The organism is Vulgatibacter incomptus, assembly GCF_001263175.1.
Lineage (GTDB): Bacteria > Myxococcota > Myxococcia > Myxococcales > Vulgatibacteraceae > Vulgatibacter > Vulgatibacter incomptus.
Genome location: NZ_CP012332.1, coordinates 2,745,261 through 2,762,625 on the forward strand (window position 1 = coordinate 2,745,261; position 17,365 = coordinate 2,762,625).

Sequence of the window (17,365 nt, forward strand, 5' to 3'; positions counted from 1 at the left end):
GCTTTCAACGACCGGCCTCCTGGGGGCGGCGCTCTTGCTGCTCTTCACCTTCGCCTGCACGGCCTCGGGCGAATCGCCCGCTGCCGGAGGTACGGGTGGCGCGGGTGGAGCCGCCGATTGCAGGGAAGATGATCCGCATTGGTGCGACGGTCCCTGTGGAGTGGACGATCCGAGCTGCTGGTGCCCCAACGAACAATGCAAACGGGAGGGCTGCTTCGACGGCGTGGCGTGGAACTGCGACGCGTACGGTGATTGCAAAGATCAGCTGCCAGGCGACGACTGCGGGAAACGCGGAGAGACCTGCTGGAACCTCAAGGACGGCTCGTTCGGAATGTTTGCCAGATGTGCGCCGGCCGGGTGCGGCGACGGCATCGTCCAGCAAGGCGAGAGCTGCGACGATGGTGCCGAAAACGGGACCCGGGTTGACGCCTGTACCACGGAGTGTTCGCTCCCGCCCGCGGCAGTGCAAGACCAGCGGCACGTGGCGGAGACGGACGACCTCCAGTCACTTCGGCTGACACGGAAAGAATACGGAGCGTTTCAGACGTTTACGCCGACGAAGTCGGGCCGCCTCGCCTGGATCGTCGCCGACGTTAGGTACGGCGGGTTGTTCGATCTGCAGGACGATTCCCATCGGCTCCTCTCGGTTTCGACGCGAGTCTACCGCGAGGTGGATGGCCGATGGCAGATCGAGCACCATTTCCTGACGCCAGTGTTCATCGAGGCGGGTAGGCAGTACGCGTTTGCGTTGCAGTGCGACGACCTCCCGAGCGAGTGCGACGTGCAGGTCACACGGGGCGATCGCTACGCCGGCGGCGGGGTCGTGTTCCGGCCGTATCCGGGAAAAACGGCGCCGCAACCCGCGCCCCCCGACGCCGACGTGCCGTTCGAGACATGGGTGATCGAGGCCGAGGAGCCCTGACGCGGCGACAGCCCATCCGTCCGCGCCAGCATTCTCCGTTCACACTTTTAGCATGAGGTAGCCACTACATGCGAGCGACCATAGCGCTGTTCCTGGTAGCCTTAACTATCACCTCCTGCTCCTCCCGCCAGCGAGACCCGGGAGAGGATGGGGGAAAGGATGATCCGGGGCAGGTGACCTGCGAGTGGGGCTGGCTTTGCGATGGCGAGTGCGTGTGGCTCGGCCAGGACAACCGTCACTGTGGCCGGTGCGGTAATGCCTGCGACGAGAACGAGTTCTGCGACGACGGAAGCTGCATGCCCGATTGCGCGCCCGGCCAGAAAATGTGCGGGCAGACGTGGATGGAGTGCGCGAACCTCTCCTCCGATCCCTTGAACTGCGGCGAGTGCTGGAACAAATGCGGATCGTTCGAGACCTGCGTCGACGGCACATGCGTCGCCCAATGCGAGTGGGGCACCCTCTGCGACGGCGAGTGCGTGTGGCTCGGCCAGGACGAACGTCACTGTGGCCGGTGCGGAAATGCCTGCGCCGAAAACGAGTTCTGCGACGACGGTAGCTGCATGACCGATTGCGCGCCCGGCTTGGTCATGTGCGGCCAGACGTCGATGGAGTGCAGGGATCTCTCCTCCGATCCCTTGAACTGCGGCGACTGCTGGATGCCCTGCGGCGAAGGCGAATCATGCGTCGACGGCTCGTGCACCTGAAACGAGGGGAGCGAACGCCGCGGCCTAGACTAGAGCTGCGCCGTCGGGAACGGAAGGCTATGCGTGGAACGTCCGTTCGAGATCGAGATTCGGAGGCTCCGGGGCGACGACTCGCTCGCGAACCTGACGGTGCTGTTGAATCGTGCGTACCGATCGCTCGCGGACATGGGGCTCCACTTCGTGGCGGCGACCCAGGACGAGAGGCGGACGCGTGAGAGGGTTCGAAACGGCATGTGCTTCCTCGCCATGGCCGGAGGAGAGCCCGTAGGAACGCTCACCTACTATCCACCCTCTGCGACCTACGGCTCGAGGTGGCTCGATCGCCCCGAGGTCGCATCCGTGAAGCAGTTTGCGGTCGCGCCGGCGCACCAGGGAAAGGGGATCGGGAACCGCCTGCTGGAAACTGCCGAGTCGACGGCCAGGATCTCAGGCGCCACCGAGCTTGCCCTCGACACCGCCCAGCGGGCCACCCACCTCGTCGCCTACTACGGGCGACACGGCTATCGGGTGATCGAGGCGGTGCGGTGGCCCGAGGTCAACTACGACAGCTTCGTCATGAGCAAGAGGCTCGTCGGCGAGACGCGTTCGACGGGCTGACGTCGCATACGAAGCCTTGGAACCTGACGGAGGTTGTATACTCGTCAGCGCTGATCCGAGAGCAACGCGAGCTTCGCCTGCCTCCGGAGCCGCTTGATGGCGGCTTCACGGCGGAGCGCGGCGCCCCGGTCCAGGGCCGGCTCCGACCAGGCGAGAGATACGGGGAGGCGCGACCGCGTGTAGGCCGCACCCTTTCCCGCGGCGTGCCTCGCGACCCTCCTCGCGAGGTCGTTCGTAGCGCCGGTATAGAGCGAGCCGTCCCCGCAGAGGAGCACGTAGACGCACCAGCCCGCGGGCATCGCGGGGAGTGTAGCGGGCGCATGGCGGACGTCTTCGGCCATAGGTGGGGCCATACTAAAGCCGGCACTGCCTCTTCAAGCGTCGGACCGCGGGTCCGTCTCCAGAATCGCGAAGAGCAGCGAGTCGCGCCATTCACCCCGCTGGAAACGGTGGGCGCGCAGGGTGCCCTCGTACTGGAAGCCGGCTTTGGCCAGGACCCGGGCCGAAGCGGCGTTCTCGCAGTGGCAGGTCGCCCAGATGCGGTGCAGGGCGAGCTCGTCGAGGCCGAAGCGAACGAGGGCGCGCGCCACCTGCGTGCCGAAGCCGCGGCGCCAGAAGGCCGGGTGGAGCGCGTAGCCGATGTCTCCCTCGCGGTGGGCCGCGTCGCGGACACGCAGACCGGCGCCCCCGATGAGCTGCCCCGTCGAACGGAGCGTAACGGCAAGCTCGAACGCGCGGCGCGGATCCTCGGCACGGGAGCGGATCACGGCGTCGACAAAGGCCCGCGACTGAACCTCCGTGTTGGGCCCCCACAGCTCGTAGCGGACCACCTCGGCGTCGGCGGCGTAGGCGTGCACTGCCTCCCAGTCCGCCGGAACGAACTCTCGCAGAACGAGGTCGGGCGTCTCGAGTCGCACGCCCCCGTGGGCCGGTTCCCCGTTCGGCGCGACGTGCTCCGCGAGGGCGCGAAGCACGTCCCGGATCGCCGCGCGCGCCTCCGGATCGGAGACGAGCCCCTCGGCGTCGATGCCCGAGCGCGGGAGCGGGACGTGCCGGCACGCGCGTTCCACCAGGTCCGCGCCCACGTACCCCAGCACCTTGCGCAAGGACGCGTGGGCATCCGCGCCCCGCGTGGGGCCACCGGAGACGTTGAGCCAGGCGACAGGCTTGCCGGAGATCTCCACGCCCCGACCGTCCAGTCGAGGAGGTTCTTGAACGCTCCGGGGAGCGCGCCTGCATACTCGGGCGTGCAGAAGAGGAGCGCGTCGGCATCGGCGATGGCGGCACGAAGCTCGCTCACCGCTCCGGGAAGAGGATCCCGATCGGCGTCCGGGTTGAACGGCGGAAGCCGCGCGAGCCCATGGAAGGCGCGGACCGACACGGGTTCGGGCGCGAGCTCGGCGGCCGTCCGGACGACCGCGGTGTTGGTGGAGCCCGACCTTGTGCTCCCACTGATCGCCAGGATTCTCATGCTGCTCCCCAACAGGCCTGTCTCTGTCGCGAGCTTCGCGTCCGGCAGGGAATCGAGCCGCTCGCACCGGGCTTCGTCCCGTATTCTGTGCGAATCGTAGTCGAGCGGACGTGCGAAATCAGTGGCCGTTCCACCTGCTCGCACTGGGCCGGCGATGACCAGGAGCTGGACAATCTCGCGGCCTTGACGCGCAGTTCCTCTCGCTGGCAGTCTCAGCGGCTTCCACTATTCGCCTTGCGTCGACGCTGCCGCCTGGCAGGACGGATCCGGCCTATGACTGAAACGACCGACGTGACCACTTTCGGCACCGAGCCCGCTGACGCCACCGACGCGGTCCACGAGAGAGTCGCTCTTCCCTTTCACTTTACCGGCAACGCGAGCGAGTACTTTCGCATCTGGATCGTGAATGTGGCCCTTTCGATCGTGACGCTGGGCATCTATTCGGCGTGGGCGAAGGTACGCAACAAGCAGTACTTCTATCGCCATACCTGGCTGGACGGCGCGAGCTTCGATTACCTGGCAGACCCGCGAAAGATCCTGAAGGGGCGGATCCTCGTGGCTGCGGCGCTGGGAGTGATGGCGGTGTCGAAGCAGTATTCCGCCGGCCTCTATTTGTTGCTTGCCTTTCTGCTGATGCTCGCTACGCCCTGGGTCCTCGTCAAGGCGTTTCGTTTCAGCATGCGCAACTCCGCTTGGCGGAACGTGCGCTTCTCGTTCCGAGGAACGACAAGCCAGGCTGCCGGCGAATACCTGCCGGGCATGGCGATTACAATGGTCACACTCGGCATCGGAGCGCCGTGGCTCCAGTGGAGGATTACGCGCTTCGTGGTCGAATCCTCCACGTTCGGAAAGCTGCCCATGCGCTTTCGTACTCGGGCAATGGACTTCGCTCGAGCGTACTGGGGCGGTGCAGCTCTGTTGGGGCTCATGATCGGGATCCTGGTGGGCAGCACGGTGGGGTTCATGGCGTCGCTCGACGATGCCTCGAGAAAGTGGGCGCTCAACCTGATTGCTCTCCCCGCGGCCGCTTCGTATTTCGTCGCGATCGTCTTCATCAAGACTCGTCTCGCAAACCTGGTGTGGGGTGGCATCGAGATCGGAGAGCATCGGCTGGCGTCGGCGCAGAAGTTCAGGCAGGTCCTTTGGCTGCAATTCACCAACATCCTGGCCATCGTCTGCACCCTGGGCCTCGCCGTGCCCTGGGCGAGAGTGCGAAACCATCGCTACCGCCTCGAGAAGCTCACGTTCCACGCTGCAGGACCTCTCATCGTTGCGGCCGCTGCCGCGCAGGAGGGGGACGGCGCAGTCGGCGACGCACTCCATGACTTGGGCGACTTCGATATCGGCTTCGGCTGATGCGCATCTTCGAGGCGGTCTACTACGACGGCGAGACGTCCGAGCCGCACGTCGTGCAAGTGCACGTGGAGGACGAGGGAGCCGTTCGCCTGGAGGGCGACGGCCTTGACCTCCGATTCGCGCGCGGCGCGTTTCGGGTCGCGCCGCGGCTCGGAAGCGCGCTGCGATCGATCGCGCTTCCCTACGACCAGAAGCTCGAGACCACGGACAACGATGCGGCGGATGCGCTCGCCCGGCTCGGTGGCGAACGCATCGGCAGCGGCTGGCTGAACCGCATCGAGGGCAGCTGGACCGTCGTCTGTGCGGCGCTGGCCGGGGTGCTCCTCTTCCTTTGGGCAGGCGCCGTCTGGGGCATCCCGTTCGGTGCTCGGCAGGTGGCAGACAGGGTCCCCAACGAGCTCGCCCATCGAGTCGGGCAAGGCACGCTCACGTTCCTGGACAAGACGCTCTTCCACCCATCGGAGTCCGACGCATCGGCGAGAGCTCGTGTGGAGGGCAGTTTCACCCGGATCGCCGCATTCCATCCGGATCTCCCCCTGCACCTCGAGCTGCGCAAGTTGGGGAGCGCCAACGCGTTCGCGCTCCCGGATGGCACGCTGGTCGTCACCGACGAGCTGCTGAACCTGGCGGAGGACGACGACGAGCTGACGGCTGTGCTCGCACACGAGATCGGCCACGTGCGCCAACGGCACGGCCTGCGCATGGCGATCGAGAGCTCCTCGGTCGCCCTCATCCTGGGCGTCTACCTCGGGGACGTGGGTCAGATCTCGAATCTCCTCGCTGCGGTTCCCGCGATTTACTCGCAGGCTGGCTACTCCCGTGCGCATGAGTCCGAGGCGGACGAATTTGCGCTCGCCCTGATGCGCCGCGCTGGCGTCGCGCCGCATCATTTCGCCACCATCCTGCGCAAGCTGGAGGACGCCGCCGGTGCCAAAGGCGCGAGCGCCCACTCGTACCTCTCCTCCCATCCAGCCACGGAGGAGCGCGTCGCGCGATTCGAGCAGCCCTGAGCCAATTGGCGTTCCGGCTACTTCCCGTAGACGCGGAAGTGCCGGAAGGAGGCGTCTCGCTGGCTCGCCGAGATCCCGGCGCCGCCTGCCGCTGCGAAGGAGCCCGAGGTGTCCACGACGTCGACGCGGGCTGAGCCGTTCACCCACGCGACGAGTCGGACGCTCGTCCCACCCTCGGCGGAGAGGGAGATCGTCGTGAGCGTACCGGCGGGACCGGCGCCCGCGTCGAGCTCGGCGAGGATATAGGAACCGCTCGGCGTCACGCGGACGATCCGAAGGCGATCGTTGGAGCGGAGCTGGAGCTCGTAGCGATATCCCGTCCGCACGCGGAGGGCGACGCCGCCCGACTGGCCTGCCGGCACCTGGGCCTCGACGCGGCAGTCGAGGCAGGAGAGAGCGGAGGCGTGGGCGCGCGAGCCGGTCGTGTCGGAGATCGCCTGACCGTCGGCGTGCCAGCGGCCGGAGTCGATCGTCCAGCTCGCGCCGAGGTTCCCCGATACGGTCCGGGTGAAGTCGTCCGCGTAGAGTTTGGTCTGCATGGCGCTCCCGCCGCCAACGCAGGCGTTTCCTCCACCGAGACCACCGGTGCCGCCCGAGCCACCGGTACCGCCCGTGCCACCGGTGCCGCCCGAGCCACCGGTGCCGCCCGAGCCACCGGTGCCCCCCGAGCCGCCAGTGCCGCCCGAGCCACCGGTGCCGCCAGAGCCACCGGTGCCGCCCGAGCCACCGGTGCCGCCCGAGCCACCGGTGCCGCCCGAGCCACCGGTGCCCCCCGAGCCACCGGTGCCCCCCGAGCCACCGGTGCCCCCCGAGCCACCGGTGCCCCCCGAGCCACCGGTGCCGCCCGAGCCACCGGTGCCGCCAGAGCCACCGCCGTCGTTCGGCAGCGCGTATCCGATTCCCACCAGGTACCCGTTATTCGCCGCGTCTGGCGCCTGGCTGAATAGACAGGGAATGGCCCTCCCGCCCACCGGCAGCGACTCGGCCGAGGCGGGATAGCCCTTGAAGCCCGCCGAGCCGTCGACCACCTCGGCCGCGCTCCAGACTCCTCCGCGCAGGCGCCGCTCCACGAACGAGTAGCGGCTGCCGCCCATCTCGGCTCGGTTGTAAAAGAGGTAGAGGTCCGTCCCCACCGTCGTGAGCGCCGGCTGGGTCGCCCAGTCCGATTGGCTCTCGAGCAGCACCGACGCGCCGAAGCGCGAGCCGTCGAACCGCCGGTAGAAGAGCCGCTCGTCCTCGCTCTTGTAGACCACGTGGAGCCCGCCGCTCCCGTCGGGCGCCACGTTGAGCGCCGCGCCGTGGTAGATCCCCTCCGAGATCACCTCCTGCGACGCCTGCCAGCTCGCGAGCGGCGCCGAGTCGTCGCGCATGCGCATCCTGGCGGGGGTCCCCCAATCGTGTGCGTCGTAGAGGAAGAGGAGCTTGCCGCCGGCGGCGACGAGCCTCCCACCGCCCCGGGCCGCGACCTGATCGAGCGCAGGCTGGCTCCTGAAGCTCTTGCCGCCGTCGCTGCTCACCGAGATCTCGGCGGAGGAGGTCCCGTCGGGAAGGAGGTTGAAGGCCTGGACCCAGAGCCGGTCCGCCGAGTCGCGCGCGAGCAGGGCTCGGTAGTAGCCGCCCTGATCGCCTGCGGATTGGAAGACGCGGACCGCCGGATCGGGGTACCAGTCGCCCTTCGACTGGCGCCACCACTGGAACCAGACGTCGTGCCGCCGAGAGCCGGAGAGTGTGGGTCCCTCGTACGACCAGACGAGGGCGATGTCGCCGTCCACCACGATCAGGTCGGCCCGATCGGTGTGGGAGAAATCGTTCTGGATCGGCTTGTAGTAGCGCCAGCTCGTCCCGCCGTCATCGCTGCGGAAGAAGACGAGCCCCCTGCCCTCCAGGCCCTCCTGCTGCACCGCCGCCAGCCAGGTCCCCGCCGGATCAATCCGAACGAGGTGCCGCTGCGAGGGGAGCGTGAGGGAGTTCCCGGGGGCCGGCGCGATGTTCGAGGGTCCCCAGAGAAGCGCGCCGACGACTGCCCAGATCGCCACACTCATGGTGTGCAATCTGGAGATACCCCGGTCCGCTGGAAGGCAGGCGCTCCATCAGGGAGACCGGATCAGCCCCGCAGCCGACGATCGGCTTTGAGGACAGGCTCAGGGTGGAAACGGGTGGAGTTCCCGAAGGGCGATGGCCCAAATGCCCTCCATGCCATGGCCCGCGAGCCACGGCGATGAAATGAGCAGCGCTCCCGAGACCATTGCCAGCCCGACCGCGAAGCGGTCTCCCCAGGTCCATCCGCCACTCGGCCGCGGATCGTCAAAATGAGGTGACGTTTCGTCGGGAACGTCCCGCTCGCCCCTTCGGATCCCAGCCGCGGCCACGATGAAGCCTGCGATTCGGACAAGGTCGTCGAGCATGAGGAGTACCGTTCGAATCGATCGGCGTAGGAATTCGAATCGCGCACTAGCCCGCGCGACCGTACTTCCGGCCCGAGCCGCAACCCGAAGGCCCAAAATCCCGACGACGACATCCATGTAGATCGCAAGGGTGAGCGAAAGCAGCAGCAAGGCACCGTCGAGCTTGATTTCCCAAAGTGCCGTGCGAATGGGATTGCGAGCTTGGAGTCGCCTCTGACGAAGTAGTTCGAGCGCGAAGTGGACTCCCACGAGCACCAAGAGCCAGAAGAGGCTCACGAAGACGCTGATCCCTACCGAGAGAGCGATGTACGGCACCACGAACGACCGTCGATCATCGTGCTCGACGATCCAACCAGATGCCCACGCCCTGTCCGATCTGGTCGACATTTCAGATGGTTCAGGCAGTCACGGTCGCGAACTCGGCTTCCGATTCCGATTTGGTTCGCATGATCCCTAGGCTTCGAAGCACCAGGCCGGACACCGCCCATACCTGCGCCACATTCTCGACGTAGACCCTCGAGACTCCAAAGACGTCCGGCGCCCCTTCTACCTCGAAGCCCGGGCAAAGCGCCTTCGCCTCGTCTACCGGAACCCAGGTGACGATGCTCTTTCTCTTTCCGTTCCCAAAGAATCGAACGAACCACTTCGTGGGCTTCTGGAACGAAACATTGAAGTAATTCACCGTGTCTCGATACACGATATCACTCGCGGCAAATCCGCCGCGTTGACACACGCTCCGCACCAGGTCGAAGAACTCGAGTTCCTCCGAGGTCGTCTCGATCGTGCGTTTCGTACGCTCGGGCGAATGCTCCTGAGCGGCTACCGAGGGTGCCCCGCCCACGAACACGTTCGAGGGAGCGCCCACATCTCCCTCGGAACCTTCGCCGAAGCTCTGAATCCTTTCCTTCAGCTTGTTCAGGAATTCGTCGCTCATCAGTCGAACGAGAGCAGGCTCAATGGCTTCACGCGCAACCTCGGCGAGGCGAACCATGACAGAGGTGGTACGCTTTCCCTTGTAGACATCCTTGGTCAGCCAGCTAAGGAAGGCTTCGTCATCCGCTGGGCTCTTCAGCGCCCGGGATAGCCGGTCGATCATCTCTTGGCGATAGCGGCTGTTCTCCGCGTCCGTTACGAGCGTCTCGGCGTTGAAGGCGTCCCGACTGAACTTCGTCAGAAACTTCGCAATCTTTCCCCAGTCGGCTTCTGGGTCGTCGAGCGAGAATGAGAAGAATGGATCACGGTCCATTTGGTTCGGATTCTCGAGATCTCCGTATAAGAGGTACGAGCATCCGTCGGTGATGATCCCGAAATGCAGTTCGGACATCTGCGCAATGTACCGTGCGAGCTGCTGGGACTTCGCCTTGAGGTCCGTCCCCAAGGGCTTCGTCTCGATGACGAGCAGCGGCTTCGTGCCCGTCTTGTCGAAGATAGCGAAATCCATTCGATCGGCGAGCTTCTTCCCGTCGCCCTGCGTGAACTCCGCCGAGTATTCGGGGCGGACCTCCCGAGGCGTGGCAGGGTCGTAGCCCAGCATTTTGATCAAGGGCAGCACCAGTGCGACCTTGACCGTCTCCTCGTTCTGAATGAACTCGCGATTCTCGCGAAATCGAGCCACGAGCTCCAGCATCTGGCTGGCATCCATCGCTCCCCCCCGTATCGATGAAGGCCGAATCATTTCACGAACCGGGCGGCGAGGCAAATCTTGCCAGGTCGACCCCTACGCCATCAGTGGAATCCCCCTGCACCGGGGACGTAGCCGCCTGACTCGACTTCGTCGATGCAGTCCTCCGAGTAGTTCAACGTGGAGAGGGGCGAGCTCCGGAGGTCGCAGAAGAAAGAGGTCGGTCGTGCGGAGGCGACGATCTGGACCGGGGTTGGCGTCGTCGCGGCAGGCCCGACCTAGCGCGGGCCCGAGCGGTTCAGCCTTTGTGGCGGAGCTTTCCCTTCTCGTCCACACGGACCAGGTCGCCGGTGTAGGCGTCGATCTCGAGATGGAGCTTGCCCTTCGCGCGGCGGCCGCGAGCGTCGAACTTCACCATCCAGATCGAGTCGCGCTTCGCGAGATTGGCTTCCTTCAGGTGGCACTCGTACCCGCGGTCGTAACAGTAGGAATGGCCGACCCCGATGGCCTGGTCGCGGGTGAGGGGCCTCGGGGGAGGAGGAGGCCCGTAAACGACCGTGCCGGGAGCGTGAGGCACGGCGAACAAGGTGCATCCGGCCTGAAGGAACATCGATCCAAGGACGAGCATCGAAGCGATTCGGCGGTTCATGCGAACCGACCTACTACGTCCACTGTCGATTTTCACGATAATCTTCGAATTTTATATCTGCCGCTTGACGAGAGCGCTCTCGGCACGGGCCTCCGGGCGATTGAGAGAGGGACGTGCAGATGGGGTAGATGTCCAAGCAAGGAACGGGAGGAGACCATGGGCGCGGGGAGTGACCTCCTGACCCCAGAAGAGATCTGGCGCAGGTACGACGAGATGGAGGTGCGGCTCTCCGCTCCGCTGAGCGAGAGGATGCTCGAGCTCGCCAGGGTAGGCCCGGGCCAGCGAGTGCTCGACCTCGCGACGGGACGCGGCGAGCCGGCCATCCCTGCGGCGCACAGGGTGGGGCCTGGCGGGTCGGTGCTCGGCATCGATGTGTCGGCGAGCATGCTCGCCATGGCGAGGGAGCGAGCTGCGCGCGAGGGCGCGTCGAACCTCGAGCTCCGAGTGGGGGAAGCCTCGTCGCTCGAAGGGGTCCAGCAGGGCTCCATCGATTCGACGCTCGTGCGATGGGGGCTGATGTACATGGACTCGCCCGTGGACGCTCTCGACTGTGCGCGCCGCGCGATGGTTCCGGGCGGCTTGCTCGTCGCGGCCGTGTGGGCGGAGCCGGATCGGACTCCGTTCTACTCGCTTCCGCGAAGCATTTTCGAAAGATACAGGCGGTTGCCGCCAATCGACTTCGAAGCTCCGGGCACGTTCCGCTTCGCCCAACCCCTACGGCTGCACCGAGACCTCGAGCGTGCAGGGCTCAGGCTCGAGCATGAGGAGGAGATCGAGGTTCCTGTGATGGAAGCGGAAACACCGTGGGCGCTCATCGCGTGGATGCGCGCCTTTGGATGGGCGCGGTTCGTGAACGACCTTCCGGAGTACGCCCGGAAGTCCTGGGAGGCGGGCGTTGTCGAGGCGGCGGCGACTTATTCGAAGGCAGGCCTGATTCGACTGGGTGGTGTGACCCGCATAATCGTCGCATCGCGCCCGGCGAACGAATAATCGTCCTGGACGGCCCCCGCTCGTTCCACGCCGAGCCCGAAGCGCGCGGTGGTGGCCGCGCGCCAGTCGAACTCAGCGAGGCTTACCGTCCCCTGCCCCGTCTCCGCATCAGCAGGAGGACGCCGCCGACCGCACCGAGGGCCGCTGGCGTGCCGACGCCGCCGGCCGCTGCGCAAGAGATTCCCGTCGCGTGCCCCGAGGCCCCGAGCTTTGCGGTCCCCTGTGCGACGCGAGCGATGCGCGAGGACGTGCCCAGGGTATCGGCCTTGGCGGAATCGAGGACCGCACCGGCCATCAACACAGTGAATCCAGCAACAACCAGCGTTCCCAGTCGCATGATCTTCCCCTCGAAATTGAAACCAACTCGTCGTGGACCTACAGCGCAACTCGATTGCCTGCGATCAGGCGAGCCAGGTGGCCTCCAGGCCCAGGCTCCAAGCGGTCGCCGCCTAGCAGGTTGCTGAAGAACTCTGTTTTTGGGCGCGAGTCGCTGCCTGGGCCCGTGGTGGTGCCTGGGTAACGAGAGGTCGAGCGCATGGATTTCGCCGTCCCGCACGCTCGTAAATCGGTCCGAGCCTCGCGCCGTACGAATGCGATGCCTCCACGGCGGCGCTCATTGGCGCGCAGCACGGATCGGCGCTCACGCCGCGCTCCCGAGCAGCCGCGAGAGACGCAGCAGGTTGTACGCTGCGCCTGTGAAGTAGGCGCAGAGCTGGGTTCGTTCGACGCCTCGGTAGCGGGTCTTCCTCAGCCCACCTACGGTCTTCATCCAGCCGAAGATCTCCTCGACCTTCTTCCTGCATCTCTGACTGTGGCGGTACCCAATCTGGCGCGCTTGCCGCGCGTCGACGTTCGAGTGCTTTCGCTTTCGGGCGACGTGCGGAACGACACCTTCGACAAAGACGTCGTGCACGAAGTCGGCGGTGTCGTAGCCCTTGTCGGCGCCCAGCGTAGCTGGCGAGAAGCCTTTTCTCTTCTGACGCTGCAGCATGCGCAGCGCCTCGCGGCGTTCGGCAGTTCCGTCAGCGTGCGAGATCGAGATGTCGATGCAGAGGCCGTTCCGGTTCTCCATCAGCACGTGGCCCGACAGCGCCAGCTTCGCCTCCTTGCCTGCGCCCTTCCGGGCAAGCCGCGCATCCGGGTCGGTAGACGATTCGTGCGTGGCGTTGGCGCGCTTCTCGCCGTGGAAATCGATGGTTGGGTTCCCCGGATCGTCTGGCGGCTCGTTATCCTTCGCGCCCTTCTTCTTGAAGCTCTTCATCGACGCCCACGCCTCGATCAGCGTGCCGTCGACCGTGAAGTGCTCGGCCGAGATCAGCTTCGCCTCCTTAGCCTGGCGGACCACGCCCTCAAAGAAGAGGCGCGCGACATCCGCCCTGATCAGCCGCTCCTTGTTCTTCGAGAAGGTCGAGGCATCGAAGCTTTCCTCGGTCATGCCCATGTCCAGGAAGAAGCGGAACATCAGGTCGTAGTCGAGGCGCTCGCAGAACTGCCGCTCGCTCCGGATGCTGAAGAGCGCGATGAGGAGGCAGGCCTTCAGGATGATCTCGGGCGGGATCGAGGGGCGGCCGGTGCCGCTGTACATCGACTCGAAGACGGGCGAGAGGCGCTGGAGCTCACGGTCGGCGAGCAGCTTGATCCGGCGGATCGGGTGGTCCCTGGGCACCCGCTGTTCCGGTCCGATCAGGGTGAGCATCGACGCCTGCCGCTCGAGTTTGCCGCGCATCGCTTCCTCCGCAAGAGCGCGCGATTCTACGGTAGCGATCCTATCGGGTCGATCCCTGCGGTGCGGGGGACCGCAGGGTTTTTCAGCAACCTGCTAGAGCAGTGGGCCTTCCGTTCGCCCAACGCGAGCACTTGGACGAGGCTGCCGGCGCGGCATTCATTCCGCTCCCCGACGCCGGATAGCGGCGTTGCGAACCGCCCCCACACCCCACATCGCTTGGCTCTTTCGGCTTTTTCGCTATCCTGCCGCGCCGCACTCCCTGGGGGGATTGGACCGATTCATGCCGATTCCCGACTGGACCAAACGTTCGCTCTCCTTCTAGGTCGCCGCCGGCATGGCGCTGGCGGTCCTGCCCCTTGTGGCCTCGGCGCGGGGCCGGAACCGCGTCATCGCCGCCTGATCCATCCCCGTACTGTTGCGCAACTGTGCGGAGCGCGACTACGTTCGATTGTTTCGCTCGCGCGGCCGATGGCTCGCGTTTTCGAGGGTTCCCCGATGCAGATCACCATCCGCCCCTTTCATGCCGCCGATACCGAGGCGTTGGTGGAGATCTGGCGCCGCGCCGTGCTGGAGACGCACGACTTCCTCGCGAAGGCGGATTTCGACGACATCCACGAGAAGCTTGGTAGCGTGTACCTGCCGGCTGTGAACGTGCATGTCGCCTGTGCAGACGGACGGCCTGTCGGGTTCATCGGCATGGGCGGTCGACACGTCGAGATGCTGTTCGTGGATCCGGCGGTCATGGGTTCCGGGATTGGTCGAAGGCTCCTGAATCACGTGGCCGGCGACCGTCCGCTGACGGTGGACGTAAACGAGCAGAACCCCAAGGCGGTTGGCTTCTACCTCCGCTACGGCATCCTGCAGACGGGGCGCAGCGAGACGGACGGCCAGGGTCGGCCCTATCCTCTGCTGCACCTGGCCATGCCGGCTTGAGCACTCGATTCCGCGGGCGAAGGAGAGGGTTTCCCATGAAGACCGCCGTCGTCCTGGTTATCGCGTCCGCCGCACTCGCCACGTCCTGCCGAGCGCCCGCGCCGTCGGCTCTCCCGCCCCCGAGGCCGCGTGTCCATCGGACGGGACGGCCCAGGCCTTCCGCGCCTTGCACCAGGCCATCACGCTGCTGGAGGCGGGAGGGGATCCGGAGACCATCGAGTGGCTCCTGTCGGATTCGGAGCGGGCAGATCTCCCTGAATCTTGCCGTGATGATCGTGGTCGCCTGGTGAGCGGAGCCCGGGCCGCGCTGGGCCTCTACTGCGCGGCCGATCCGGCCTATGTCCCGGCGGCTGAGGAGGTGCGCGCGGAGCTTCACGCCGCGCGGTGCTTCGCCGATCAGGTGCGCGATCCCTCCCACCAGGACCTACCCCGCGCGTCGTCCGAGCGCCTTCGGACCGACCCGAAACCGTGACTCAACGAACAGTTGAATCGGCTTCCGGCCTCACGTAAGACGCGGCCCGCGTTTACTCGCGGACACGTGCCGATTCATCGTCGTGTCACCGCGCGAGAGCGGGGAGTCGCCGATGTCGAGACGCACGAAAGCGTGGGTAGGGAGCTTGGGACTGGGCCTGGTGTTCTTGGGCCTCGGATGCGACGGGGGCCACTCGCACCACTCGCCCGACCCGGTGGCGAAGGCCTGCGCCGAACCCCAGCGCGGCAATCGCTTCGCGGTCTGCGGCCAGCTGACGACCTCCGTCGGCGCGGCGCAGGGAACCGCGTGGGTGATCGACGGGAGCGCCGATTCCCGAAACACCCAGGCGGCGGGCGCGCGCTTCCAGGTCGAAGGAGGGACGTTCCATGCGGGCCGCTAGCTCCTGGATCTCTCCGCTGCTCGGTGCAGCTCTCCTGCTCGCCAGCCTCGGGACTGCCTCCCGCGCCTCGGCCGCCGTCACCGGCAGCGTCGTCTATCGGGGCATGCTCCTCGACCGCGACGCCCCCGCCGGCAGCGGCACCTACGATCTCCGCTTCGAGCTCTTCGGGGCCGCCGAGGGCGGCAAGGCCCTGGCCTCCCTGGACGCGGTGGTGACCGTCGAGGACGGCGCGTTCTCCACCGAGGTGGGCCCGCTCTTCGAGCAGGTGACCAGCGAGGTCTACCTCGCGATCTCCGTCCGAAGCCCCAATGGCGGCGCCTACGACGTGCTCGAGCGGATCCGCGTCTCCGCGGTGCCCTTCGCGCTGCGGGCTGGACACGCCGACACGGCGGACACCGCCGCTTCGGTCGACTGGTCGGGCGTCCGCAACGTGCCCGAGCTGCTGCAGGGTCCCGCCGGCGAGAGGGGCCCCCAGGGCCCCGCCGGTCCTGCTGGCCGCGACGGCGCCGACGGCGCGGATGGCGCGGATGGCGCGGACGGCGCAGACGGAGCCTCGGTCGTCGCCGAGGTCCAGGCGCCCGGCACCGCCTGCCCGGCTGGCGGCGTGCGAATCCTTTCGGGGAACGAGTCCCTCCTCGTCTGCAACGGCGTCGCGGGCCGCGATGGCGCGACGTCCGTAACGGGCGCCTCCGAGGCACCCGGCGAGAACTGCCCCGACGGAGGCGTGAGGATCGACTGGCCCACCGGCACGGAGTTCGTGTGCAACGGCGCCAACGGCGGAGACGGCCGCAACGGGATCGACGGCGCGAACGGCAGAGACGGCCGCGACGGGATGGACGGCGCAAACGGCAGAGACGGCCGCGACGGGATCGATGGCGCCAACGGCAGAGACGGCCGCGACGGGAGCGATGGCGCCAACGGCAGAGACGGCCGCGACGGGATCGACGGCGCCAACGGGATCGACGGAGCCGACGGCGTGTCCGTGACCGCCACCGCTGAGACTCCCGGCGCGAACTGCACCTACGGCGGCGTGAAACTCGTCTCCGCGAGCGGCACGGAGTACGTCTGCCACGGACGAAACGGCGTCGACGGAACGAACGGCGTCTCGGTCGCTGGGGTCGTGGAACCGCCGGGAGTGAACTGCTCGAACGGCGGCGTCAAATACACGTCCGCGAGCGGCTCGCACTACGTCTGCAACGGCGCCGTCGGCGCATCGGTGTGGGGCGACGGATCGGCAGGCGCCCTGACCATCAACGTCTCGACGGATTGGACGACCGCGGGCGCGAACGCCAACCTCCAGTTCAGCACGGTCTACGTGGCCCCGGATGTGACGTGGACGATCCCGGCCGGCCTCGTGATCCGGACGACGGGCCCCTTCACCATGGGTATCGGCGCCTCGATCGTCGTGGCGCCGGGAGCGGCGAGCCGCGCAGAGGTGCCCGGCGCCGGCGCAGCGCTCGGGACCGCGGACGCCCGCAACGGCGGCAAGGGCCTGTCCAGCCCGCAGGCGGCAGCGGCGCTCCGTCCCCCTGCCGTCTTCGGCGGAGCGGGTTCGGGGGCCTCGGCGGCGCTCGGCGGCGGAGGCGGCGGTTCCCTCGTGATCCGGGCGGGCGGCGGCTGTTCGTTCGGAGCCGGAGCCCGGATCTCGGCCGACGGCGGAGCCGGCTCGAACAACACGGCATTGAATGGCGGCGGAGGCAGCGGCGGAGGCGGCGGTGGTGCCGTGATCCTGGCGTGGAAGGGATCCGGCAACTTCAACCTGGTGCAGATCTCGGCCCGCGGCGGAAACGGCGGGAGCGGCAACGCCAACGTCACGGGCTACTGCGGCGGCGGTGGAGGCGGCGGCGGAATCGTCCACCTCCTGGGTCCCGACGCGGCCAGCGCCCAGATCGCGGTCAACGTGACGGGCGGTGTAGCCGGCACGTCGAGCGGCACGATCTCCACCTGGAACGGCAGCGGCTTCGGCGGCGGCGCGGCGGGAGGCGATGGCGGGAACCCCTGCCAGGGCACCGGCACCGGAACTCCTGCGCCGACCGCGGGAACGGGTGGGCTCTCGCTCAAGACCGCCACCCCGGATCCGGGCGCGCTCTTTCTCTAGCGGAGGCGCTG

General features: G+C 67.1%; 17 protein-coding genes and 1 pseudogene. 10 read left to right on the top strand and 8 right to left on the bottom strand.

Annotated elements, in window-relative coordinates; translation table 11 throughout:
* The first annotated feature begins 160 nt into the window (after positions 1-160).
* The 3 genes from AKJ08_RS19325 (at position 161) to AKJ08_RS11480 (ending at position 2,223) form a co-directional block, all read left to right on the top strand.
* A complete protein-coding gene (locus tag AKJ08_RS19325) occupies positions 161-922 on the top strand; it encodes a hypothetical protein (RefSeq protein WP_240475299.1) in 762 nt (253 codons plus the stop codon).
* 173 nt (positions 923-1,095) lie between these two features.
* Positions 1,096-1,626, top strand: a complete 531-nt coding sequence (locus AKJ08_RS11475) for a hypothetical protein (RefSeq protein ID WP_050726190.1) — start codon at positions 1,096-1,098, stop codon at positions 1,624-1,626.
* 63 nt (positions 1,627-1,689) lie between these two features.
* A complete protein-coding gene (locus tag AKJ08_RS11480; protein ID WP_050726191.1) occupies positions 1,690-2,223 on the top strand; it encodes a GNAT family N-acetyltransferase in 534 nt (177 codons plus the stop codon).
* Between the two features lie 44 nt (positions 2,224-2,267).
* On the opposite strand, the gene AKJ08_RS11485 is transcribed toward AKJ08_RS11480, so the two are convergent.
* The 3 genes and pseudogenes from AKJ08_RS11485 to AKJ08_RS20910 form a co-directional block, all read right to left on the bottom strand.
* Positions 2,268-2,564, bottom strand: coding sequence for a GIY-YIG nuclease family protein (locus AKJ08_RS11485; protein ID WP_082343089.1), 297 nt, complete (start codon positions 2,562-2,564; stop codon positions 2,268-2,270).
* A gap of 33 nt (positions 2,565-2,597) precedes the next feature.
* A complete protein-coding gene (locus AKJ08_RS20425; RefSeq protein ID WP_240475301.1) occupies positions 2,598-3,407 on the bottom strand; it encodes a GNAT family N-acetyltransferase in 810 nt (269 codons plus the stop codon).
* A 17-nt stretch (positions 3,408-3,424) separates the two neighbouring features.
* Positions 3,425-3,694 (bottom strand): annotated as a pseudogene (locus AKJ08_RS20910) (NADPH-dependent FMN reductase); the annotation flags it as partial.
* A gap of 273 nt (positions 3,695-3,967) precedes the next feature.
* Between AKJ08_RS20910 and AKJ08_RS11500 the strand changes: the two are divergent.
* Together AKJ08_RS11500 and AKJ08_RS11505 are read left to right on the top strand one after the other, a co-directional pair.
* The gene (locus tag AKJ08_RS11500) at positions 3,968-5,050 is read left to right on the top strand and encodes a YjgN family protein (protein WP_050726194.1); all 1,083 of its coding nucleotides are present in this window, start codon (positions 3,968-3,970) and stop codon (positions 5,048-5,050) included.
* On the top strand, positions 5,050-6,060 hold the full coding sequence (locus AKJ08_RS11505; protein ID WP_050726195.1) for a M48 family metallopeptidase: 1,011 nt from the start codon (positions 5,050-5,052) through the stop codon (positions 6,058-6,060). Before AKJ08_RS11500 ends, AKJ08_RS11505 begins: the two co-directional genes overlap by 1 nt.
* Positions 6,061-6,077: 17 nt before the next feature.
* Here AKJ08_RS11505 and AKJ08_RS20145 read toward each other — a convergent pair whose 3' ends face one another.
* The 3 genes from AKJ08_RS20145 to AKJ08_RS11520 form a co-directional block, all read right to left on the bottom strand.
* A complete protein-coding gene (locus AKJ08_RS20145; protein ID WP_205624715.1) occupies positions 6,078-8,102 on the bottom strand; it encodes a hypothetical protein in 2,025 nt (674 codons plus the stop codon).
* 99 nt (positions 8,103-8,201) lie between these two features.
* Complete coding sequence (locus AKJ08_RS11515; RefSeq protein WP_157370623.1) at positions 8,202-8,741, bottom strand: hypothetical protein; 540 nt, start codon at positions 8,739-8,741, stop codon at positions 8,202-8,204.
* Between the two features lie 121 nt (positions 8,742-8,862).
* Complete coding sequence (locus AKJ08_RS11520; protein ID WP_050726198.1) at positions 8,863-10,107, bottom strand: type I restriction enzyme HsdR N-terminal domain-containing protein; 1,245 nt, start codon at positions 10,105-10,107, stop codon at positions 8,863-8,865.
* A gap of 286 nt (positions 10,108-10,393) precedes the next feature.
* On the opposite strand from AKJ08_RS11520, the gene AKJ08_RS11530 reads away from it, so the two are divergent.
* A complete protein-coding gene (locus tag AKJ08_RS11530; protein ID WP_205624716.1) occupies positions 10,394-11,725 on the top strand; it encodes a class I SAM-dependent methyltransferase in 1,332 nt (443 codons plus the stop codon).
* A gap of 82 nt (positions 11,726-11,807) precedes the next feature.
* Here AKJ08_RS11530 and AKJ08_RS11535 read toward each other — a convergent pair whose 3' ends face one another.
* Both AKJ08_RS11535 and AKJ08_RS11540 read right to left on the bottom strand, forming a co-directional pair.
* Entirely contained in the window at positions 11,808-12,062 is a 255-nt protein-coding gene (locus AKJ08_RS11535) for an MYXO-CTERM sorting domain-containing protein (protein WP_157370625.1), read from the bottom strand.
* A gap of 303 nt (positions 12,063-12,365) precedes the next feature.
* A complete protein-coding gene (locus AKJ08_RS11540) occupies positions 12,366-13,451 on the bottom strand; it encodes an IS5 family transposase (protein ID WP_050725530.1) in 1,086 nt (361 codons plus the stop codon).
* 495 nt (positions 13,452-13,946) lie between these two features.
* Here AKJ08_RS11540 and AKJ08_RS11545 point away from each other — a divergent pair, with 495 nt between their 5' ends.
* The 4 genes from AKJ08_RS11545 (at position 13,947) to AKJ08_RS11560 (ending at position 17,354) form a co-directional block, all read left to right on the top strand.
* Positions 13,947-14,384, top strand: a complete 438-nt coding sequence (locus AKJ08_RS11545) for an acetyltransferase (RefSeq protein WP_050727551.1) — start codon at positions 13,947-13,949, stop codon at positions 14,382-14,384.
* A gap of 286 nt (positions 14,385-14,670) precedes the next feature.
* Positions 14,671-14,856, top strand: a complete 186-nt coding sequence (locus AKJ08_RS19330) for a hypothetical protein (RefSeq protein ID WP_157370626.1) — start codon at positions 14,671-14,673, stop codon at positions 14,854-14,856.
* Positions 14,857-14,968: 112 nt separating this feature from the next.
* Positions 14,969-15,256, top strand: a complete 288-nt coding sequence (locus AKJ08_RS11555; protein WP_157370627.1) for a hypothetical protein — start codon at positions 14,969-14,971, stop codon at positions 15,254-15,256.
* Positions 15,243-17,354 (top strand): collagen-like protein, encoded by a 2,112-nt coding sequence (locus AKJ08_RS11560; RefSeq protein WP_050726204.1) that lies wholly within the window; start codon positions 15,243-15,245, stop codon positions 17,352-17,354. The genes AKJ08_RS11555 and AKJ08_RS11560 overlap by 14 nt, the downstream gene beginning before the upstream one ends.
* Positions 17,355-17,365 lie beyond the last annotated feature (11 nt).